Source organism: Nostoc sp., from assembly GCF_036917455.1.
Lineage (GTDB): Bacteria > Cyanobacteriota > Cyanobacteriia > Cyanobacteriales > Nostocaceae > Nostoc.
In genome coordinates this window covers 12,824-34,620 of the sequence record NZ_JBALDK010000184.1, presented here as the reverse complement: position 1 = coordinate 34,620, position 21,797 = coordinate 12,824, and the positions used below count along the sequence as shown (strand labels likewise).

The 21,797-nt window shown below is 41.6% G+C and carries 23 protein-coding genes; 17 read left to right on the top strand and 6 right to left on the bottom strand.

Features of this window, described 5'->3' with window-relative positions; genetic code table 11:
* Positions 1-198: 198 nt before the first annotated feature.
* The 10 genes from V7K42_RS19485 (at position 199) to V7K42_RS19440 (ending at position 9,558) form a co-directional block, all read left to right on the top strand.
* Positions 199-1,038, top strand: a complete 840-nt coding sequence (locus tag V7K42_RS19485; protein ID WP_334918901.1) for a Pvc16 family protein — start codon at positions 199-201, stop codon at positions 1,036-1,038.
* Positions 1,039-1,068: 30 nt separating this feature from the next.
* Complete coding sequence (locus tag V7K42_RS19480; protein ID WP_334918899.1) at positions 1,069-2,730, top strand: phage tail sheath family protein; 1,662 nt, start codon at positions 1,069-1,071, stop codon at positions 2,728-2,730.
* 168 nt (positions 2,731-2,898) lie between these two features.
* Complete coding sequence (locus V7K42_RS19475) at positions 2,899-3,354, top strand: phage tail protein (RefSeq protein ID WP_334890168.1); 456 nt, start codon at positions 2,899-2,901, stop codon at positions 3,352-3,354.
* 25 nt (positions 3,355-3,379) lie between these two features.
* A complete protein-coding gene (locus tag V7K42_RS19470; protein ID WP_334918897.1) occupies positions 3,380-3,874 on the top strand; it encodes a phage tail protein in 495 nt (164 codons plus the stop codon).
* 11 nt (positions 3,875-3,885) lie between these two features.
* The gene (locus tag V7K42_RS19465; RefSeq protein ID WP_334918895.1) at positions 3,886-4,233 is read left to right on the top strand and encodes a hypothetical protein; all 348 of its coding nucleotides are present in this window, start codon (positions 3,886-3,888) and stop codon (positions 4,231-4,233) included.
* Positions 4,234-4,337: 104 nt separating this feature from the next.
* Entirely contained in the window at positions 4,338-4,721 is a 384-nt protein-coding gene (locus V7K42_RS19460) for a phage tail assembly protein (protein WP_334918905.1), read from the top strand.
* On the top strand, positions 4,685-4,867 hold the full coding sequence (locus V7K42_RS19455; RefSeq protein ID WP_334918903.1) for a DUF6760 family protein: 183 nt from the start codon (positions 4,685-4,687) through the stop codon (positions 4,865-4,867). The genes V7K42_RS19460 and V7K42_RS19455 overlap by 37 nt, the downstream gene beginning before the upstream one ends.
* A complete protein-coding gene (locus tag V7K42_RS19450) occupies positions 4,864-6,840 on the top strand; it encodes an FHA domain-containing protein (protein WP_334918893.1) in 1,977 nt (658 codons plus the stop codon). The genes V7K42_RS19455 and V7K42_RS19450 overlap by 4 nt, the downstream gene beginning before the upstream one ends.
* A 158-nt stretch (positions 6,841-6,998) precedes the next feature.
* On the top strand, positions 6,999-9,179 hold the full coding sequence (locus V7K42_RS19445) for a CHASE2 domain-containing serine/threonine-protein kinase (RefSeq protein WP_334918891.1): 2,181 nt from the start codon (positions 6,999-7,001) through the stop codon (positions 9,177-9,179).
* A 142-nt stretch (positions 9,180-9,321) separates the two neighbouring features.
* Positions 9,322-9,558: a hypothetical protein gene (locus V7K42_RS19440; protein ID WP_334918889.1), complete on the top strand. Its 237-nt coding sequence runs from the start codon at positions 9,322-9,324 to the stop codon at positions 9,556-9,558.
* Positions 9,559-10,058: 500 nt separating this feature from the next.
* Here the strand turns inward: V7K42_RS19440 and larC are convergent, their stop codons facing one another.
* Entirely contained in the window at positions 10,059-11,342 is a 1,284-nt protein-coding gene (larC, locus tag V7K42_RS19435) for a nickel pincer cofactor biosynthesis protein LarC (protein WP_334918887.1), read from the bottom strand.
* 72 nt (positions 11,343-11,414) lie between these two features.
* On the opposite strand from larC, the gene V7K42_RS19430 reads away from it, so the two are divergent.
* The 3 genes from V7K42_RS19430 (at position 11,415) to V7K42_RS19420 (ending at position 14,482) form a co-directional block, all read left to right on the top strand.
* Positions 11,415-12,074: an L-threonylcarbamoyladenylate synthase gene (locus tag V7K42_RS19430; protein ID WP_334918885.1), complete on the top strand. Its 660-nt coding sequence runs from the start codon at positions 11,415-11,417 to the stop codon at positions 12,072-12,074.
* Between the two features lie 395 nt (positions 12,075-12,469).
* On the top strand, positions 12,470-13,690 hold the full coding sequence (locus V7K42_RS19425; RefSeq protein WP_334918883.1) for a HetZ-related protein: 1,221 nt from the start codon (positions 12,470-12,472) through the stop codon (positions 13,688-13,690).
* Positions 13,691-14,005: 315 nt separating this feature from the next.
* The gene (locus V7K42_RS19420) at positions 14,006-14,482 is read left to right on the top strand and encodes a PD-(D/E)XK nuclease superfamily protein (RefSeq protein ID WP_334918881.1); all 477 of its coding nucleotides are present in this window, start codon (positions 14,006-14,008) and stop codon (positions 14,480-14,482) included.
* Here V7K42_RS19420 and V7K42_RS19415 read toward each other — a convergent pair.
* On the bottom strand, positions 14,479-15,312 hold the full coding sequence (locus tag V7K42_RS19415; RefSeq protein ID WP_334918879.1) for a DNA adenine methylase: 834 nt from the start codon (positions 15,310-15,312) through the stop codon (positions 14,479-14,481). The two genes, V7K42_RS19420 and V7K42_RS19415, sit on opposite strands and share 4 nt — an antisense overlap.
* Positions 15,313-15,477: 165 nt before the next feature.
* On the opposite strand from V7K42_RS19415, the gene V7K42_RS19410 reads away from it, so the two are divergent.
* The 3 genes from V7K42_RS19410 (at position 15,478) to V7K42_RS19400 (ending at position 17,510) form a co-directional block, all read left to right on the top strand.
* Positions 15,478-15,684 carry a DUF751 family protein gene (locus tag V7K42_RS19410; RefSeq protein ID WP_334918877.1) on the top strand — a complete coding sequence of 69 codons (207 nt, stop codon included), beginning with the start codon at positions 15,478-15,480 and terminating at the stop codon, positions 15,682-15,684.
* 125 nt (positions 15,685-15,809) lie between these two features.
* Positions 15,810-16,229, top strand: a complete 420-nt coding sequence (gene rbfA, locus V7K42_RS19405) for a 30S ribosome-binding factor RbfA (protein WP_334918875.1) — start codon at positions 15,810-15,812, stop codon at positions 16,227-16,229.
* A 1,044-nt stretch (positions 16,230-17,273) separates the two neighbouring features.
* A complete protein-coding gene (locus tag V7K42_RS19400; RefSeq protein WP_094332736.1) occupies positions 17,274-17,510 on the top strand; it encodes a DUF4327 family protein in 237 nt (78 codons plus the stop codon).
* A 466-nt stretch (positions 17,511-17,976) separates the two neighbouring features.
* On the opposite strand, the gene V7K42_RS19395 is transcribed toward V7K42_RS19400, so the two are convergent.
* The 3 genes from V7K42_RS19395 to V7K42_RS19385 all read right to left on the bottom strand — a co-directional run bounded on the left by V7K42_RS19395 (position 17,977) and on the right by V7K42_RS19385 (position 19,363).
* Entirely contained in the window at positions 17,977-18,330 is a 354-nt protein-coding gene (locus tag V7K42_RS19395) for a hypothetical protein (RefSeq protein ID WP_334918874.1), read from the bottom strand.
* The gene (locus V7K42_RS19390) at positions 18,312-18,482 is read right to left on the bottom strand and encodes a hypothetical protein (protein ID WP_334918872.1); all 171 of its coding nucleotides are present in this window, start codon (positions 18,480-18,482) and stop codon (positions 18,312-18,314) included. Before V7K42_RS19390 ends, V7K42_RS19395 begins: the two co-directional genes overlap by 19 nt.
* 134 nt (positions 18,483-18,616) lie before the next feature.
* The gene (locus tag V7K42_RS19385) at positions 18,617-19,363 is read right to left on the bottom strand and encodes a 3-oxoacyl-ACP reductase family protein (protein ID WP_265275124.1); all 747 of its coding nucleotides are present in this window, start codon (positions 19,361-19,363) and stop codon (positions 18,617-18,619) included.
* A gap of 617 nt (positions 19,364-19,980) precedes the next feature.
* Here V7K42_RS19385 and V7K42_RS19380 point away from each other — a divergent pair.
* Entirely contained in the window at positions 19,981-20,886 is a 906-nt protein-coding gene (locus V7K42_RS19380) for a cation diffusion facilitator family transporter (protein ID WP_334918870.1), read from the top strand.
* A 62-nt stretch (positions 20,887-20,948) separates the two neighbouring features.
* Here the strand turns inward: V7K42_RS19380 and V7K42_RS19375 are convergent, their stop codons facing one another.
* Positions 20,949-21,353 carry a response regulator gene (locus V7K42_RS19375; protein ID WP_334918868.1) on the bottom strand — a complete coding sequence of 135 codons (405 nt, stop codon included), beginning with the start codon at positions 21,351-21,353 and terminating at the stop codon, positions 20,949-20,951.
* Positions 21,354-21,797: the final 444 nt, after the last annotated feature.

The following is a 21,797-nucleotide window of genomic DNA, read 5'->3' as shown; positions in this document are numbered from 1 at the left end:
GTTGGCTTTGGCTTTCGTATCCATGATCAAATTAGCTGCCCAATGGGGATAAGTAAAATTTACCATTTTTCCCTATTCACGCAACAACGCCATTCCCAATTCCCAATCCCAAAAATATCGACAAAAGTCTAATTAACTTTAGAAGGCTGATACATATACTGTAGATGCATCTGGATTAGCTACCAGCAGAACACCTTCATGCTTATCTTCGTTCTTCAAACTTTAGCCGAAATTCTAGCTGGAGGAACCTCACTTACCAGTACTGAGCAAATTGACTTTAGCCATCCTGGTAATCGAAGGGAAGAGGGAGCAGGCCCGACTCTCAATTTATACATTTTTGATATACGTGAGAGTAAGCAGGTACAACATTCTGGTAGGCAAGTTGAACGCAAGCTAACACGCGCTCTACAACCTGCCATTGTAAATTGGGCACCCGCTTGGTTTGATGTTTCTCTGCTATTAACAGCCTGGGATAGAACAGCTTTAGGTGAGCATCACTTTATCAGTGAGGCGTTGACTGTACTGTTGCGCCATCGCACCTTGGAAGAGGAATTTTTGGTTCCTGAATTACGGGGCTATGGTAATTTGAACATGACAGTTGCCCTAGAGCCGCCAGTTGAGATTGGCTCTTTATGGAGCGCTCTGAATGTGCCATTGCGTTCAGCCTTATATTTGACAGTTACAATCCCCGTCGAGCCACAACCTACTCCAGTACCTTTGGTTTGGGAGCGAATTTTCAATTTGCGAAATCAATTGTCTCGTGATAGTGACAGTTTAGTATTAACCAGGCGAGTTGCGATCGCGGGTATTGTCAAAAGTGCGGTGACAAATCTGCCGTTGGTAGCGACAGAAGTAGCTGTGAGGGGAACTGAAAAATCCATATTAACCACTAAAGAAGGGCTGTTCTTCTTTGAAGACCTTCATTTAGGTAATTATGTTTTGACTCTGAATTATCCTGGCTATTTACCCCAAAACGTCAATGCATTGGTAGATAACCAAAGTCATACTTTCAAAGAAATATTTCTAACTCCTGAATAATTAGATTTTTACTGACTTGGAGAGACTTTCATGGCTAGACTTGATTACTTTGCTCCTGGTGTCTATATTGAAGAAATTGACCGAGGTAGCCGACCAATTGAAGGTGTTAGCACGGCAGTTGCTGGATTTGTAGGCTTTACAGAAGATGTTCGTGGTGGGGCTGAGTTATACAAGCCCATGCTAGTAACTACTTGGACGCAATACTTAAACTATTTTGCCCGTCTCAACTCTGACGGCTTCACCGATTTCAACGCCTATTTACCATTTTCAGTCTACGGCTACTTTATGAATGGTGGCGGTCGTTGCTGGGTAACAAGCATCGGAACTCAGTTACCAGGCGCACCAAAACCCGCGACTCCAGAACCTGCTAACCTTAGAATCAACGCTCGAGGTAATCGTCCAGCCCTGCGCTTTACTTTGCGCCCTGAGCAAGCAGCAGGTGGATTAGTAAATATTTTCATTATTGATGGTTCGCCGCGCGCTCTACCCGAAGGTACTGAAGGAGAAGCTCCGCCAAATACAGGGGAATACTTCACAATTGAGATTCGTCGGGGAGATGAAGTTTTAGAAGAATACCAGAACTTGACCATGAACCGCGAGCCTGGTGCTCAAGCAGCAACTTATGCAGTGGCGGCATTGAGAAATTCGATGTATATCACTGTAGAAGACATAACTCAAAGTGGACAGCCTTTAGCTCGTCGTCCGGTAAATGGTCAATATGAACTAGCGCCGCCCATTGTTGCCACCCCACCCGATAGATTTTCCCAAAATTTAGAAGGGGTTCGAGACGATCGCACCGGGGTACGCGGTATCTTTGAAGTTGATGAAATCACAATGCTGGCATGTCCTGATGTGATGCGGGCTTATCAAGAGCAGATACTTAATTTAGATCAAGTCCACGGCATCATCGAACTGATGATTAGTATGTGCGAAGGTTCTGCCAGTGGCGATATTCCCAACCCGCCTAACCGGATGGTTGTACTGGATGCGCCACCGGATGCTGTCAAACCTCAACAAGTAGTGGAGTGGTTGAATAGATTTAATCGTCGTTCGATGTTTGCGGCCCTTTATTATCCTTGGATTAAAGTACCTAATCCACGCGATCGCGGTAATCCAATTTTAGTACCTCCTTGTGGCCATGTGATGGGTGTTTGGGCCCGCACCGACGAAACCAGAGGAGTTTACAAAGCCCCTGCAAATGAAGTTCCTAGAGGCGTAATTGGTTTGGGCTATGACACCAACTTCCGCGAACAAGAACTATTAAACCCCCTGGGGATAAATTGCATTCGCAGCTTCCCAAATCGAGGTATTCGTATTTGGGGCGCACGCACTTTAGTTGAACCAGATAAAACAGAGTGGCGTTACATCAGTGTGCGGCGGTTAATTAGCTATATTGAAAAATCCCTAGAACTGGGAACTCAATGGGTAGTTTTTGAACCGAACGACCAAGATTTATGGGCGCGTGTAACCCGCACCGTCAGTAATTTCTTAGAGCGCATCTGGCGTGAAGGTGCTTTGTTTGGGGCATCTCCAGCACAAGCATTCTATGTCAAGTGTGACGAAGAATTGAACCCGCCAGAAACCAGAATTTTAGGTCGTTTGTACATCGAAGTCGGTGTTTGTCCCGTCAGACCTGCTGAATTTGTTGTTTTTCGCATCAGTCAATGGAATGGCATTGAAGATAGCGAATAGGGCATTGGGAATTGGGCATCGATAAGAGATAGGGGAGACAAGAGAGAAACTTGTTGAATAATTCTCCCTCCCCTCATCCCCCCTGCCCCCTCCTCCCTTGCTTCTTTCCTATTCCCCATTCCCCATTCCCAATTCCCAAATTAACTACACAAAAAGGAGTCTAAAAGTATGGCAGGCGAATTTTTAACCTCTTGTAAGTTTTACTTCGAGGCTGATGGAATTACTGATAAATTCATCAAAGAAATTAGTGGATTAGGCGTTGAAAATACACCAGCGCAAGAAGTCCACGGTTCATCTAAAGGCGCGAAACTAATGCGTCAAGCTACGCCCACTGTTGTCAAATTTACCAACATCACAGTAAAAGTCATCGCCACGGATGATATAGACCTTTATAAATGGTATCAAGACTGTAACGAAGATATGGGAGATCCTCGGAAGTGGGCACAGAATCGTAAAACTGGTTCAGTGGTTGCTTATGACCAACAAGGCTCTGAAAAAGCACGCTGGAACATTGTCAATTGTTATCCCTGTAAATACACTGGGCCTACCTTAAGTGCCTCTGGTGGTGATATGGCGAATGAAACAGTTGAATTGGTTCACGAAGGAATTAAACGAATCAAATAATTAGCATTTGCAGTAATAATTAACAGTGGTACAATCCGCAAGCCGAATTCCAGAAGTTTTGACAGCCCATCGGTTCTATTTAGAACTGACACTAGAAGGTCAAAACGATGCCAATTGTTTCTTTTTGGAGTGTCAAGGCTTCAAAAGGACACAAGAGGTAATTGAAATTTGTGAAGTTACTTCTCAAACCTGGGGTACAAAAGGTAAGTCAAAAGGTCAGGTAGTGAGAACTAAGCTTCCTAGCAATCCTAAGAGTGGTAATCTCACTTTGCGTAGAGGTACCACTAAATCTATGGATTTTTGGAAGTGGTTTGAAAAAGTCGAAAAAGGTAACTGGTCTGAGCAACGTAGACTTGCTGCTTTGTCTATTTATAATCAGGCAAATGAAGAAGTAGCTAGATTTGAATTAGCGGGTGCTTGGCCCGCAAGTTACAAAATTGCCGATGTCAACGCCCGCAGCCATGACATCGAAATTGAGGAAGTGGAGGTTGCTTTTGAGGAATTTAAACGCGTGAAGTAATTAGGAGGAGTATGTTTCCTACAGAGTTTGAATTTACATTGCCAAAGGGGTATCTAGACTCTGAAGGCAACCTCCACCGCAAAGGTGTAATGCGGTTATCAACGGCGATAGACGAGATTGCACCTTTGCGCGACCCGCGTGTTAAAGCTAATCCTGTTTATGCCACAATTATTATCTTGTCACGAGTGATTACCCACTTGGGTGCTTTATCAGAAGTGACTCCTGCAATAGTAGAAAACTTTTTTGCCCAAGATTTAAATTACCTCCAAGATTTTTATCGTCGAATTAATGGCTTGGAAGGTGAAATTTCCATACCAGAAGATACAATAAATTCCCCCGAAGTAGTTCTTCATAATTAAGTTGGGAATGAGGAATGGGGCAGGGGGAGCAGGAGAAGAACTCTTGATTATTAGCCCAATGCTCAATGCCCAATCCCCAGTCCCCAGTCCCCAATCCCCAAATTATGCGCCGTAAAAAGGATACTCTCTGCACAGAATTTGCTTTCACTCTTCCTAGAGGATTGAGTGATAGCGAGCAACGAATACATCGTCATGGGGTGATGCGTTTAGCCACCGCCAAAGATGAAATTTTGGTGCAGCAAGAGCGCAGAGTTCAGGAAAATCCAGCTTATGGTGTTTTGGTGATGCTTGCACGGGTCATAACTCGCTTGGGCAGTCTCAATTCTGTTAACCCTGATTTACTTGAAGAACTACTCTTGCATGACATTGCCTATCTCCGAGAATTTTATAATCGCATCAATCAGCAAGGTGATGTACATATTTCGACACAATGTCCTCACTGTAATACTCAATTTTCAGTGGAGCTAGAACTAGCGGGGGAGTCGTAAGCTACCCCTCTGATACTTTATATGAGGAGGTAGCTTTTATTGCTTATCATTTCCACTGGTCACAAGATGATATTTTAAATTTAGAACATACTACCCGTCAGCGCTGGGTAGGAGAAATCAATAAAATTAACCAAAAATTAATATGAAAGTAAAAGTTAGCTACTCACCAACTCTAAGTGAAGTCAATGAAGTTGACCTTACCACAGAAACTACAACCAGAGGAGAATGGTTAATAGGTCGTTCTCCTGATTCTGATTTAGTCTTAGACAGTCCTGATATCAGTCGGGTACATGCTAAGTTTTTTGTTAAAAGTGGAAATTACTACTTTTGTGACCTTGGAAGTAGAAATGGCTCAATATTTAATGGGAAACAAACTGAAAAAGAACGACCATATTCTTTGAACGATGGAGATGTTATCAGGATTGCAGATTACGTTCTAATTTTGGAAGCAGTTGCTCCTGCCTATGAGCAAGCAGAGACAGTCTTTAGAATTATAGACCCTTCACTGTTTTCTCGGCCGCGATCGCCTGAAAATGTCAGCGCTGCCAATGTTGCGAATCCAGCCCCAGAAGTAGTTAATGAAGTTTCAACGCCAATTAGTCAAGAAGTAAAAACACCTTCCCCAGAAACCAGTCAAATCTCAGAGGTTGTTGCTACTCAACCTGATGATGTCATCCCGGTTGTTGAGGTAATCGTTCCTGAAAACATCGTTCAGGTACCAGAAGCAATCAGCGAAGTTCCTCACGATAGCCGTGATGAAGTTGTGGATTTGCAAACACCAGAAGTCAGCGCCGATAGTGAGAAAGTTTCTTTTACTGTAGCTGATGATGCGATCGCAGCGCCTGAAAACATCATCGAAACTCCTGAAGAGGCAAGTGTTCTTCCAGAAGCCACTCACGATGAAGTTACAGACTTGGAAGCAGCACTGGCGGCAGAATCTACTTTTGTACAACGGCGTGATACAAGTGCCATTCCCGAAGCTACCGACCATGAGGATGCAGAGTTAGAGGCTGCACTAGAAGCAGAAGTCACCTACGTACAGCCGCGTGATATTTTCCACCAACTATCTGAGGAGGAGAGTAGCGTTCCCGAAGCTACTCATAATGAAAATACAGAATTAGAGGCTGCACTAGAAGCAGAAGTCACCCACGTACAGCCGCGTGATATTTTCCACCAACTATCTGAGGAAGAGAGTAGCGTTCCCGAAGCTACTCATAATGAAAATGAAGTAGTAGATTTAGATACACCAGTTGCAGAAGAAGCTAGTTCAGATTTTGGCGAATTTGTCAACAAAATTCCTGAAAACGAAGACATTCAGTCGCCAGAAACATTGAGCCAAGGTACACAAGATATCAATGATGAACTGCTAGATTTAGATAGGTCATCAACAGCAGAACACAGTGTAAATATTAACGAAGTAGAACCTAGTTCGGCTGTTGATGAAACAAGAAGCGAAGTTTCTGAAACATCAACTGCGCCTGACAATATTGCTGCGGGAGTTTTTAGCAATCAATACATTGATTCGAGTAATCTAACTACAGAAGAAGCCAGTGTCGATGTTAATGATGTTGTTCCAGTCAGTGAAGTTTCTCAATTAGCTAATATTCAATCTTTGCAAACAACAGACAGTGAAGCTCCTGAGAATATCAATCAAACTATTGAAGACGTTCCTGAAATAGAAGCAACTCAATCTGATGAAACTCCAGAAGAAACAAATATCAGTGAGCCTCCGCAAGCGATTATTGAAAGAAATATAGTCCTCATCGCTCATGAGAGCAAAAAATCAGAACTTGCTGAATTTGTTTCTCAACATCAAGAATTTTTCTCACAGAGCTTTACAATTACCTGGCCATCTGTTAGCGAAGTTTTACATCAAAAGACGGGAATAACTATTAGTCAACAAACCCCAGCACCAATTTCTGGAGGGTATCAAACAATTGCTTCATTGGTTGGAGCAGGAGAAATTTTAGCAGTTATTTTCCTGAGAGATTTGCTGCAACCTCAGCCTGGTCAAGCAAATGAAGAAGCACTGCTAAGGTTATGCACTATTAATCAAGTTTTACTGGCAACTAATTTGCCAACAGCAGAGGCAATTGTGCATTATCTTAAACAGATATAGCCCTACTTAATCATTTGCGAGCAGCAATATCCCCGACTTCTTAAAGAAGTTGGGGATATTGGTATTTCGAGAAAAGTTGCAAATTGCATAGAATAATTTCAATGATGACAATTAGGAGAAAAAATATGTATATTTTACTTTAAAATATATTTAAAGAAATGGTTGTAAATTTTAAAAGTTTATTTAGACAGCCAGTTATTTTGTCAAGTGCGATCGCTACACTTTTACTAGTAAGCATTCAAAAACTTGGGGTTTTCGAGCCTCTAGAGATGAGGGTCTATGACCAGATGATGCAATTACGTAGCGACCCAGGCCCAGACTCTCGTTTATTGATTGTTGCTTTAACTGAAAAAGATATCCAAAAGTGGAATTGGCCTCTATCTAGTGAACTTCTAGACCGACTGTTAGGAAAACTTGAAGCTTATGAACCGCGAGCCATTGGTCTAGATATTTTCCGTGACTTACCAGTACAACCTGGTCATGAAAAGTTGCTGCAACGCCTACAACAGAGCGATATCATCATTCCTATTTGTAAACATTCTGGCTCTAACAATCCGGGAATAGCACCACCACAAGGGGTTGAAGCAGAGCGAGTAGGATTTAATGATGTTGTAGAAGATACTGATGCTACAATTCGTCGCAACCTATTATTGGTAAGTGCAGAGGAATCCGATTGTTGTCAAAGTACTTATTCTTTTAGCTTACAGCTAGCACTCAAATACTTAGAAGTTGGAAACATCCGACTAGAATTTACCCCAAAAAAGGAACTACGACTACGAGATACTATATTTAAACCCCTGCAAAGTAACGCTGGCGGTTATCAGAAAGCAGATACAAATGGCTACCAAATTTTGCTTAATTACCGTTCTGGTCATCAGATTGCCCAGCAGGTAACTATTACAGAAGTACTTGAAAATAAAGTTAAACCAGATTTGGTGAAAGACCGCATCATCTTAATTGGTTCAACAGCTAATAGTTTAAATGATATTTTTAATACGCCTTTTGCTACTGGTAAATCAGATAATTCCGGCAAAATGGCAGGAATTGAAATTCACGCCCACAGTGTTAGTCAAATTCTTAGTGCTGTTCTTAACAAACAGCCTCTATTTTGGTTTCTACCTGAGTGGGGGAAAGTCCTGTGGATATGGGGATGGACTGTAGTTGGTGGGTTACTGGTATCGCGAATTCAGCATCCGCTAGGCTTAGGACTAGCAGGAGCAACAGCCCTTGCTGTGTTATTTGGAGGCAATTTTGTCATTTTTACCCAAGCTGGATGGTTCCCAGTAATCCCTCCGGCGTTGGGGTTAGTATTTACCGCCGGGAGTGTCCTTGCCTATAGTGCTTATCAAACGAAACAAGAGCAACAAGAAATTACCCAACGGGTTCAAGAACACCAACAATTAATTGTGGAATTGCAAGGTCTTTTACGGCAGCGCGGCGATGCCTTAAATGAAGCACCAACTGTAATTGCTGATTCCATCGGGCAAGATATTGCACTAGGAACCCTACTAAACAACCGCTACAAAATTACTCAAGGCTTGGGTTCTGGAGGATTTAGTAATACTTATTTGGCTGATGATATCCAGCGTCCTGGTAATCCCCAGTGTGTGGTTAAACAGTTACGTACCCCCCGCCAAGATGCAGAATATTTAAATGTCGTCAGACGATTATTTGACGCTGAAGCAGAAATTTTAGAAACTTTGGGTAAGCATCCACAAATTCCTCAACTGCTAGCTTTTTTTGAAGAAAATCGGCAATTTTCTTTAGTGCAAGAATTTGTGCAAGGACATGCGATGGACAAAGAGCTAGCCTCTGGGAAGCGACTAAAACAAGCTGAAGTTGTGGATATGCTCAAAGAAGTTTTACACGTGCTTGTTTTTGTGCATAGCTATGGCGTAATCCATCGAGATATTAAACCTAGTAACTTGATTAGGCGAGAATCAGATCAACATATTATTTTAATTGACTTTGGTGCTGTTAAGCAAATTCATCCTCAGCAGCAAGAAGCTCAGACCATTTCAATTGGTACTCCTGGTTATGCACCTTCTGAGCAAATGAGCGGTTTGCCAAAACTCAACAGCGATATTTATGCGTTAGGAATTATGGGAATTCAGGGTTTAACTGGAGTAGACCCTAGAGAATTTCGCAGAGATATAAATATTGGTGAAATAATTATTCAAGGCGAAGCTGATGGCAATCAACAGATTTGGCAACATTGGCGCGAACTAACTGACGCTACAAACGAGTTAGTGATTATTTTAAATAGAATGGTACATTTTGACTTCACTCAACGATATCAGTCAACAGCAGAGGTGCTAAAAGCTCTCGAAATTCTTTAGCAATCAAGTAGCTCACCCGAATGGGTGAGGAATAAATCAACCGTTCGGGCGATCTAAGTGCAGGAAGTTAAGACTGAACAAAAAATGAGAATCTATTATTCAAGAAAGCTAATTGCACTTGACTAGAAATAAAAATAATTTTATGAAACTCTCAATTTTGATAGATTCTGTATTAATTGTCACTTCTATTGCTTTATTGCCTGGAATCGGTGGCGCTCAAACAACTACTAACAATAGTGGCAAACCTATAGCTATTAACTCCAATAATTTACCCACTCCTTCTACAAAAGTCAGCAACCTCAAACCCATTGATGCTGTATTTCTCACTCATCAAGGAGGAAAAGCTTCTGTTTCCCCCCGATCGCCATCCCATCTGTAAAAATTACTTTAACCCTTCCAATCTTGGAGGGGTTTTTAGTTGGTGCTGGCTCTAGTGCATTGCCCGCATTTTTCACAAGTTTGAAGGGAAGGATGGGCAGAGGGGAAAGAACTTGGTATTTTAATTCTCCCCTGCTCCTCTGCTCAAGCATAGGCTTAATCGAGATGTGGTGAGAAATCCGGGATTGGGAGCAACGCGAAAAAGTGAGATCATCGTCTAATGAGCAGGGGGAGCAGGGGAGGCAGAGGGAGCAGGGGGAGTAAAGAAAAAACTTTAGGATGTTTTACTACTAAAAAGCTAAAAAATATACTTAAATTATTTCTCTCCCCCTGCCTCCCCTGCCTCCCCTGCCTCCCCTGCCTCCCCTGCTTACTCACCTCACAAAATCGCATTGCTCCCTCCGGGATTGGTGTCAAGTTAATGTAAAAACGATTCTAAAATAAGCTTTTATAGGTTGTCTGCTTCTCAGTCAGAGACAGAAAAGGAAGAACGAAGAGATTTTAACTATTAACTAAATACCAACGCTGTAGCGCCAACCGTTGAATTTCACGCCAGGGAATATTATGTTTTCGGGCTAACTCTGCACAATCTTCATATTCTGGTTGTACGTTAGCAATAACTTTTTCTGCTGATTGTCCTTTCCATGCTACTTTGACACGCACTTTACCATATTCAATTTCCACATGTTGGATTTCCCGTTGTAAAATGGCACGTTGCTGAGTTGTTCGTCGAATACCCAAAGTTGTAGTTTCACGAAATATAACCCTTTCACAACTGAGTAAATTTTCTGGATGACAAATTACAGTCAGCAAAATCCCTGGACGGGACTTTTTCATTGCGATCGCTTGGGTAAAAACATCCACCGCACCGACAGCAAATAAAGCCTCAAATACATAGCCGATCGCTTGGGGATTTAAGTCATCAATTTGGGTTTCTAGTACTGAGATGGTTTCTAAATTTGAGCTACTATCTTCAGAATCGCTGAAATTTGACTGTAAACTTGTGCTTTCGCCCAGCCAGAGGCGTAAAATATTGGGAATGGGTAAATTTATGGTTCCTGCTCCTAGTCCTATTTGCTTAATAGCGATCGCGGGTGGTGAACCAAAGTCTCTTACCAAAGTAGTAGCGATCGCAGCTCCTGTTGGTGTCACCAGTTCTCTGTCAATGCCATTACTATAAACTGGACAACCCCGCATTTCCCACAGCTTTAATACTGCTGGTACTGGTACTGCCATCTGACCATGTGCAGCCCGAACAGTGCCGCCACCAGTCGGGAACGCGGAGCAGTAAAGTAAGGGCAATCCTTCGTCATTACTATCGATCCCCAACCAATCCAACCCCAGGCAAGTACCCACAATATCTACGATCGCATCTACAGCACCCACCTCATGGAAATGAACTTTTTCAGGCGAAATGCCATGCACCGCCCCCTCTGCTACTGCTAGCTGTTGGAATACCGCTAAACTCCAAGCTTCTGCCCGTGGTGGCAACCCCGCTTTGATAATCATCTCCTCTATTTCTGGCAAGTGGCGTGTGTGGTGGTGACTGTGTTCGCGATCGTGTTTGTGGTGGTGATGATCGTCTACTAAATCCACATGAACTTTAGTCGCCTGCTGACCATTCCGTTGGACAAATTCCGCCCTTAATTGATATTCCTGTTCAATACCCAACCCATTGAGTTTTTCAATTAAATACTCCACAGGAACACCCAAACTGACCAAAGCACTGAGGCACATATCACCAGAAATTCCTGTCGGACATTGAAGATAAGCAATTTTATTCATAATAAATTAGTCATTGGTCATTAGTCATTAGTCATTAGTTATTCTCCCCTATCCCCAATCCCCAATCCCTCTATGGCAAAAATTTTCCCAGTTCATCCGGATAATCCTCAAATGCGCCGAATAGAGGAAATAAAGTCGGCGCTTTCTAGTGGCGCAGTTATGCTTTACCCTACTGATACAGTTTATGCGATCGGTTGTGATTTGAATGCTAAGTCGGCGGTAGAACGAGTGCGGCAAATTAAACAGCTAGCAAATGATAAACCACTGACATTTTTATGTCCCTCGCTTTCAAATGTGGCAACTTATGCCTTCGTAAGTGACACAGCCTATCGGATTATGAAACGCCTGATTCCAGGGCCATACACGTTTTTGCTCCCAGCAACTAAATTAGTACCGCGATTGGTGCAAAGCCCCAAGCGGAAAAGTACTGGAATTAGAGTACCAAACCATACTGTGTGTTTGGAGTTGCTGGCAGCTTTGGGCAATCCGATTATTTCAACTTCAGCACATCTGCCGGCAGATGAAGCAGATAATGGCATGATTCGGATAGATCCAGGAACTGTTCAGTCACGGGTAGAGCTATTTGACCGTTTAGATAAGTTGGTAGACATAATTGTAGACACTGGCGAAGAACCTACTTATGAAGTATCTACGATTTTGGATATGACGGGAGACGAAGCAGCAATTATACGGAGGGGTTTAGGTTGGGAAGCAGCAGCAGCATGGGTATAAGAATGAAACTTCACAGGCACACCTCTCCGTTTCGGAAATTGCCATCGAAGTGACTCCAGTTTTTAAATTGTCATATTTAAACGCGATGTCTACGACGGACACAGATGCAATAACAGGATGGTGTCACAGTCGATACAGCAAGAGATTTGACAACTTTGAGAAAATGGTGGGTACTTGTGTCCCCACGTCAATGTGGCGGCTTGTGAAAAAACCGACACATTGCCATAACTGTAACTCTGTCGTATTTCCTACAGTTTTATATATGAGCTTTAGATGTGAGCATTATATGCGGCAAATCTTAATGGATGAATGCCCAAAGATTCATAAGCCAAGGCTTGCCTTGATTGCTGTCTCTGCGTTGTAATTACGGTGCAATACTACTCCCTGGAAAAGTCATGAAAGCTAACGTCGTTAATCTACCAAACTCTACACCTATTTTTAATAACCACCTTTCGACCGAAGAATTTTCAGACAGCAGCAGCGAAACCTTAATTGAATTGCTGTGTCAGGAAATGCAAGCACAAGTGAAAGCAGCACCCAGGTGCATAGAAGCTTTAGCAAACCGCATAGCCGTAGAAGTAGAACGCATTTGTGACAAAAGCTCGCGTATCCAAACATCTGGGCAAATCAAATCCTGGCAGATTACGTTAGGAAGGCATCGGATGCAAAAGTGCTTACGTTACTACCAACTAGGTTCCAAACAAGGACGGGTGGAATTACATAGCAATTTGGGTGCTATGGTTTACCGTCATGTAACTATATCCGGCTCTGAGTTGGGCTTTGAGGCTCGTTACAGCCTAATTGAAGATTTTTTACAAGCATTTTATATCGAAGCTATCAAAGCTTTCCGCAGAGAAAACGAACTACCTAACGATCACACACCGCGTACTCAGCTGCAATTAGCTGAATACATGGCCTTTACAGAACAGTACGCCAAACGCCGCATCAATTTACCTGGTGGTGCAAATCAGCAATTGATTATCTTGCGGGCCCAAGGTTTTGCTCGTCGTCAGCCCCAAGAGACTACCGTGGATATTGAAATGGCGGTAGAGTCTGCTAAGGGTGAAGAAGCAGAATCTTACCAGCGTAACTCGGCGGTGCAACAGCTGCGATCGCAGATGATTGCCCAAACTAATTTCGATCCATCAGAGGAGTCAGAACGCGATCGCGTCATCACTGAGTTGATGAAATATCTGGAGTCTCAAGGTCAATCTGATTGTATGAACTACCTCAGCTTGAAACTTCAAGACCTCTCAGCCCCAGAAATTGACCAAATTCTCGGTTTAACCAGCCGTCAGCGCGATTATCTCCAACAACGGTTTAAGTACCACGTAGAAAAGTTTGCTAAACAACACCATTGGCAATTGGTACATCAATGGTTAGGTGCGGGTTTAGAGCAAAAATTGGGTTTATCTTCCCAGCAGTGGGAAATCTTTGTGAATCAACTCACAGAACAACAACAGCAAATATTGCAGTTAAAAACTGCAAGACAAACTGACCAAGCGATCGCTAAAACTATCAAATGCACCCCCAAACAGTTACAAAAGCGCTGGACTCAACTGTTAGAACTAGCATGGTCTATCCGCAATGGTCATACCGAAGCACAAACGGGTTGAAGCTAAAGTAAAGTAATTAAAATTTATCCAAGCTAAATTCCCAGTTATTTAGAGAGGTTAGAAAAAAGTTTAAGGGACAAAAAGAAAAGGGAAATTCTATTCCTTTCATACTCCCTGAATTAGTAACTAGTTTCTTACCCCAATTATTAATACATTTGTATTTATTTAGTACAAAAGTACCAAATTCTTAGATTTTTTACCCATTAATCCAACCTTGTTTAGTCAAAATAAAAAATTCATATTAAGCAACTGACTCTTTTTTACTACTTCTGTGAAATCCTATAATAAACAGGACTTTTGGCAGAGGGATTGAGGATGGCTCTGACTCAAGGCGGACGGGCAAATAAGTCTGGGAATATTTTAGAAGGAAATGTAGAAGCAATCTTAAATGGGCATAATTATTTTCAAGTCGGTAACTATGTCCCAAAAGAATTTATACTGAATGCTGCTTTATTACCAAAACGTTATGGAAAAGAAGTTTATATTGGGACTGGAATTTATCATACAGATTTGAAGGTTGATTTTTATGTTGTTGGCTCACCTGCAATGCCATCTGGTTTAATTTTTGAGTGTAAATGGCAAGAAAGCCCAGGTTCTGTTGATGAAAAATTTCCTTACTTGAACATGAACATCCAAAACTATTACTCTGCACCAACTATCGTCATTTTAGGCGGGGAAGGTATGCGAGAAGGCGCAAGCAAATGGCTAAAAGCAAGAGTTAATGATAACCATAATTTATTAGCAGTTTACAGCTTAGACAGATTTATTGCTTGGGCAAATAAAAATCTTTAAAAGGATGTAATTAATAGTTCGTCAATCATCCCTCTATTTTTTATATTGGAGTTAATGGAGCGGGTTGCTTTTATTTTATAAGTTTCAAAGTTGATATCTTTATAAATATTTCTAATAAATTCACTATCAGAATTACACACCATAACCTTGACACCACGATTTGCTAACTCTGCACAAGTATCTCTTAAGAGTTCTTGGTCTTTTTTGCTAAAACAATTTTGACTATAAGCAGTGAAATAGCTAGTGTCACTAATAGGATAATAGGGTGGGTCAAAAAATACAAAGTCATCACTGCTAGTTGCATGATTTAGGACTTCTGTAAAATCTGCTTGTTTAATTTCTGCATGAAAAAGCGCTTCTGATGCTGCTTTTAGTAAAACCTCAGAACAAATATTAGGATTTTCATATCTGCCTAGAGGCACATTGAACTTTCCCTGTGAATTGACTCGATAAAGACCATTAAAACAAGTTTTATTAAGATAAATTAGACGAGCTGCTTTTTCTATATCTGTACCACCAGAGTGGTTTCTGACACTATAATAATAATCTTTATTATGCCGATACTTATACTCTTGTAATAAAAAAATTAATTCATCAACATGACATTTAACACAACGATAAGTATTAATTAATTCGGCATTTATATCAGTCAAAGTTGCTATGTTTGGTTGGAGATAGAAAAAAACAGCACCACCGCCTAAAAATGGCTCATAGTAATTTTTATAACTCTTGGGAAAATAAGGAATATATTGTTGTATCAATCTACTTTTACCCCCTGCCCACTTCAAAAATGGACGCGGGCTAGTTTCCTTGGGAATTTGAATTACCATTTACTTGCGATTTAACTGAAAATAATCGTGACTAAATAAAGCCAATATAACCGACAAGCTATATTTTATATTAGCTGGCTAATTTTCCGGCTGCATAGATTACAATTAAGTGGATAAAGCATATCAAAACAAACGTAAGTATATAGCAAGGCAGTTTAGATTCAGATGTTTGATGGATTTTGGGATAACGTCTTTCGCTACCCCCGGTACTTAATTACTATTGTCTTAGGGCTGTTTTTGAACACTTTTGAGCCATTAGTGCCACTATTGAAGCGCCCTGTTACCTTGATCGCCATCTTGGGTTTATTTGTGAGCAGCCTAGTCTTCCTTACTTTCACCCTACGGGCAATGCTCGGTTTAAGTACAGTCTAGACTAGCGCTATATCGAGTCTATACCTCACAGACGGTTATTCTTGGCGTTGGTCGCACTAAATACTGTCTACCCAACTTACATCTATTTTTTTGTCGTACAACCTCTGTCAGGAGGCGAAATTTTTATGGCTACAAATCGCCGGGTTTCCCGCGTTGCTGAATTGATCAAACGGGAAGTGAGCCAAATGCTGCTCAACGGCATTAAGGATGACCGTGTGGGTACAGGAATGGTAAGTGTTACTGATGTTGATGTTTCTGGCGATCTCCAACACGCCAAAATCTACGTCAGTATCTATGGTACAGATGAAGCTAAGGTAGAAACAATGGCAGGCTTAAAGTCAGCCACGGGTTATGTTCGCAGCGAACTTGGGGCGCGGGTACGGCTACGTCGCACACCAGAAGTCATTTTTCTCGAAGATCGCTCCATAGAACGCGGTAACAAGGTACTGGCACTACTAAGCCAACTCAATCATGAACGTCCGCCAGAAAATCTGCTTTCAGAAGAAGACAACACCGATCAAAACGATCGCGAATTCTCCGAATAAGTAACTAAAACAACAATGTAACTTCAGAACAATTAATCTCAGCAAATCCGCCAAACAGTTTACAGACGTGACTAGATCGCGTCTGTTTTAATGTGACCATAACCTACTTCAGCGATCGGTAGTTGCATCTACATACTTTTTGTTTGCCTTGGTCAATGCTAAAAAGCAAGGGTTTAAAGACCTCCACCGAATTCTTGTACCTTGTCAGAAGCTAATGCAACAGTGGTTTCAAGTCAGTGGTAAGCTGTTGTGTTTTTAATTTGCACATTGAGACAGCAGGGGGGCAGAGGAGAGGGTTTACAGGTTTTACCTAAAAGATTATGAGGCAACTTGTAGGCGCGACAGCTTAACAAAGCTTTAGTTTGTCGTTCGCATAGCGTCCCGCAAGGAGCGTAGGAGTCAAATCTCAACTGGTTTCCTCCTTTTGCCTTCTAAAGATGTTTTTCAAAAGAAAACTGTGTTTTTGGTGAGAAAAATAACTAAGTATTCATAACCTTACTTAAGAAATTGTTAACAGATGACAGAATAAAAGCTTTCGTAGTGTACTTTAGCCGTTATGTTTTGCAACAGTTTATACCCTAGTATCTGACAAAGGTTCTTGTGTTGTTTACCTAAGATAAATACCAGCCGTTCTAGATCGGGCTTTGAGGTGATTATTTTGATATGTAAGCGATGCCTGCGGCGGGCTATGACGCGATCGCTATCGGTGTCGCAGTATGAATGAATATCTTTCCACCCACTAAATATTGCCTAAATACAGGAATGGCGAGACTTTCAGACTTGTTGCATAAAAACCATCCGGCTGCCATAGCAGGTTAAGTTAACTACTCGGAATTTTTTTTGTAAAGCGGATTTTTGAGAAATGTCAGGATTCGTTGACTTTTTTAACATTTCTTGAGATAATTTCAGGATATGTAGCGTCAAAATAAAAACAGTTCCGTATAGCAAACTACAAAATCCTAGCCACAAGTCTAATTTCTGTAATGTTTGTTCCTAATTATTAACGGGAACACTATCGTAAGTGTTAATTTGTGAGTAAAAAACATGAGTGTGAATACGGTGCCTTCTATCAATTACTATTCTCTCGATCTGATTCAAGACGAAGCACGCCGACTCGTGCAAAAGGGAATGGTTAGCCGACAACAGCCAATATATAGCCTCTGCCAATATATTCCAGCCAGAGAGTGGGTTTGCGTTGAATGTGAATTAGAGAAATGTGACTTTTTGTTACGCGATCGCATTGGCGACCTAATTGGTCGCGAACAGTGGGACAACGACTAAATCAATGTTTGATTTCGGGTTTGGGATTGGGAGTTTATTTTCGATGTGTGGATGTCACAGTCAACGATCCTACGCCCAATCTGGGGGATAATCTCTGGTTTTTGATCGGCATTGCCCCATATAGAATCTTGCGTCTTTCATTAACACAAAAGTATTGGAGTCTGAATTTAGACAAATTCTCAAGTTAAAGAAGGCATCAGAAGCATTTTTTCTGTACATCTTTTGGTGCTAAAGCTTGAGTCTGGTGTGTAGATTCGGTGAAGCTCCTACATTGATCTGTCTGATAGAAGTGTAGGAACTTCACTTTTGACTTGTAATTCATAGCCAAAACTCAGTTTTGAGAAGTTTGCGAAGTCGGGCTAACCGACACTAGTTGCGACAATAAAGGGAATTTTCGCAAAATCCCAAATTTGTATAAAATTATTTGTTAAAAAATCTCGAAAAGCATAGAAAAATTATTAAACTATTATCCAACTTGCTCTAAGTATTGATTAATGTCTTCAATAATACGAGTAAGTTCAGCTTCAGTAGTCAAGCGAATGTTGATGTTGCGGACAGTCAGCAAAACTTTGGCTGCGAAAGGCGTTGGCCAAATATTAGGATTACAGAAAATCTCTAAAAATACTTCACCTGTATAACGATATTCCAGCGGAGGCTGAGGAGTGACTCTACCGCCGCCAGGAGTGAGTTTAGCGGCGACAGCTTTCAGGCGATCCATCAGTTGATCTGTCGCTGTCTTTAATTCTCGTGCTGCTTGGGGTGAAAAACTGAAGGAGACAGAACCTTCAATTAGGTTCAACGTTAGAGGAATTGAAGACATAAGTTTTTTATTAAAGCTTCTTGATAATTACTAATATTACCGGAAGAAGAGACGAAGCCGCCGAGATCGACGGCGGTGAAACCAACTTTTTTCAGGATGTGCCCCCAGCCTTGGCGCTGGTATCGTCGCCAGACAGATTTACACGATCGCACTTTTCTTAGTTCTGCTCTAAGCTGTCGCGCCTACAAGTTGCCTCATAATCTTTTAAGTAAAACCTGTAAACCCTCTCCTCTGCTCCTCTGCTCCCCTGCTGTCTCAATGTGCAAATTAAAAACACAACAGCTTATCAGGCTGCAAAGCCGCCATCAATCTTCAGGCTTGCACCGGTGATGAAACCGGCTTCTGCACTAGCGAGATAGGAAACCATATCGGCAACTTCTTCGCTTCGTCCATAGCGTTGCAAGGCAATCATACTTTTCATCGTCTCGGCAAAAGGGCCTTCCGCCGGATTCATGTCGGTGTCTACCGGGCCGGGTTGGATATTGTTCACAGTGATGCCACGAGGGCCGAGATCGCGAGCAAGACCGCGTGTGAAACTGGCGATCGCCCCTTTGGTCAAAGCATAAACCGAGCCGCCAGCAAAAGGCATGATATCACTGTTGACGCTGCCAATCATAACGATCCGTCCCCCTTCATCCATGTGGCGGACAGCTTCCTGAGTTGCCACAAAGACACCCTTAACGTTAACTGCGATCAACCGATCGAAATCATCCATTGAGAATTGGTCAATTGGGGCCAAAGTGGCGACCCCCGCATTGTTCACGAGGATGTCAAGACGACCAAAGACTTTGACTGTCTCGGCAACAGCGTTTTTCACCGCTTCAACATCGGCACTATCGGCGCGTATTGCCAAGGCTTTGCCACCTGCTGCTTCAATGGCAAGCACCACCTCATCGGCTTTTTGTGGCGAACTAGTGTAGGTGAGGGCGACAGTTGCACCATCGTCTGCGAGACGTTTAGCGATCGCAGCTCCTAGACCGCGTGAGCCGCCTGTTACCAATGCCACCTTACCTGTAAGTTTTTTAGTATTCATAGTATTCGTGGTTGAAACTTGTCGTCTGAGAAAAATTGACCTTTGGAATTATATTGCTCAAGTTCTTACTCAAACTCATAAGAGTATCAAATGTTCACCCATTCTCTGGCTTGTGAATTTACTTTGAGAAGGAGAACGTGAAAACATCACCTATAGATTTACTAATTATTCCAAAACCTGTAAGTGTTTTTTGATTTCACTGCTCAAATCTTGATAATTTGATGAATGAAGCGTAAGCTGCATCATTCTTATAAGGTAGTAAATAAAACTTCCTAAGCTCGTAATTTATCCTGAGTCAGTACAGAGTGCTAATGGTCGTCATAATATCTTTGAATACAATTCGGTTTGGACTGGCTGCATGTATGAATAACAAAATTAATTAAAATATTTCTGGAATTAATGCTAAAAATATGCTGCTATCTGTAAAGGCATTACTAATAGCTATAAAGCTTGTAGCTGTTATTAGTTATAAAGAATCTCAACAAAACTGTATAAAACATAGAGCCTATAGAGAGACTTAATTCTTACTGCGTAAGACTTTGATACATTTCAATTGTGTTTATTGATGTTTTAAGTTTTACATTAGAAGTCATAGAACTTGATGTGATAAATTATCTATGATTTACGATAACCGCGCCGAAGTGCGAAAGGTTTTAATTATTACCTTACTTCTCAACCTGTTCGTATTGGGATTGAAAGCAGTTGTGGGCTACTGGACAGGTTCTTTGAGTTTGCTAGCTGATGCCTTGCATAGTGTGACAGATAGCGCCAACAACGTTTTAGGATTAATTGCAAGTAAATTTTCTTCTCCACAACCCGATCGCGAGCATCCTTACGGACACGGCAAGTTTGAAGCTGTGGGAGCTTTAGGAATTGCCTCATTTTTAGGAATAGCCTGTTTTGAAATTTTGCAAGGAGCAATCGAGCGAATTCTCAAAGGTGGTGGTGAAGTTGTGAGAATATCGCCACCTGAATTGTGGTTATTACTAATTGTGCTAGGCGTGAATATTTTTGTGGCGTTTTACGAACGTAGCGTGGGTAGGCGGGTAGGTAGCTCAATTCTGATCGCTGATGCTACGCATACCATGAGCGATATTTGGGTGACAATCTCTGTAATTGCTGGCTTGATCGGAGTTTGGCTAGGTTATCAATGGATGGATCTGGTGTTAGCTTTTCCTGTTGCTTTGTTGGTATTTTGGAGTGGCTGGTCAGTTTTAAAAGAGAATTTGCCTTGGCTTGTGGATCAAATGGCGATCGCACCAGAAGCAATCCATGCGATCGCCACTTCTGTTCCAGGTGTAATTAACTGTCATGATATTGCTTCTCGCGGTGTTCTTGGTCGTCAAGTGTTCATTGAAATGCATTTAATAGTAGATGCACCGGACGTAGAAACAGCCCACCACATCACAGAAGAAGTGGAAAGTTGGTTAGAAGAAAAGTTCCGTCCAGTGAGGATTTTAATTCACGTTGAGCCACCAGCATATAAGTCTGAGCAAATTAGTTTTGAAACTGGAGCAAACTAGTCTCAGCAATTCCAAATCACACCCTGTTGATTTAATCACCCACAAATCACTGCATCTTTGCGCTAATTTTTATAAGAAGCAACCAAATCAGCGACGATCGCAACCAATTCTCCTGGATCGACTGGTTTAGGCACATGAGTTTGAAAGCCAGCTTCTAGCGCACGGCTACGATACTCACTATCGCCATAAGCAGTTAAGGCGATCGCAGGGAGTTTTGCCCAAATATCAGGTTTCAGCGCCCGAATCTTGCGGATAAAGGTGTAGCCGTCTTCACCAGGCATAGCAATATCACAAATCAATATATCTGGCTGCAACTCAGGTAGTACTTTCAATGCTACCGCCGCCGATGGAACCGCCGTAACGGTGGCTCCATCAGCTTCTAACACGGTAGTAATGTAAAAACGGCTATCGTCATCATCATCAACAACGAGGATGTTTAAGCCAGCAAGGGGGAGAGGAGGTTCCATAACATCTCCATTAATGTTTATCAAATGAAAGTTATTTCTAATGAGCTGCTGGTTTTTGTCTTTTACCACACCCTTGGTAATTTTACTGCGATCGCGCCTATTTTCCTAGACAATAATTCAATTTGTCCAGCCACCATCTAATTGATGGTTACTTCTTGACTGGTATTTATAATGATTGGCTAGATAAAGTTATGTTTGTATTTAAATTAACTTATATTTAAAGCCCTCATTTTAAGAAGTAGTTATGGTTACAAAATTACTTTGATAATTGCTGCCTACTATATTACTAAAAACTTGCGATTTTGATAGAGCTTTTTTGTTTAAAAACTCTGATATTTTGCGATTAAACTAAAGAAATCTAGACTGCATAAATTAAATCAAACTTTTATAAAGTGGGAAACACGATCGCTCTAAATATAGGAATCCGCGTTGATTGATGAACAA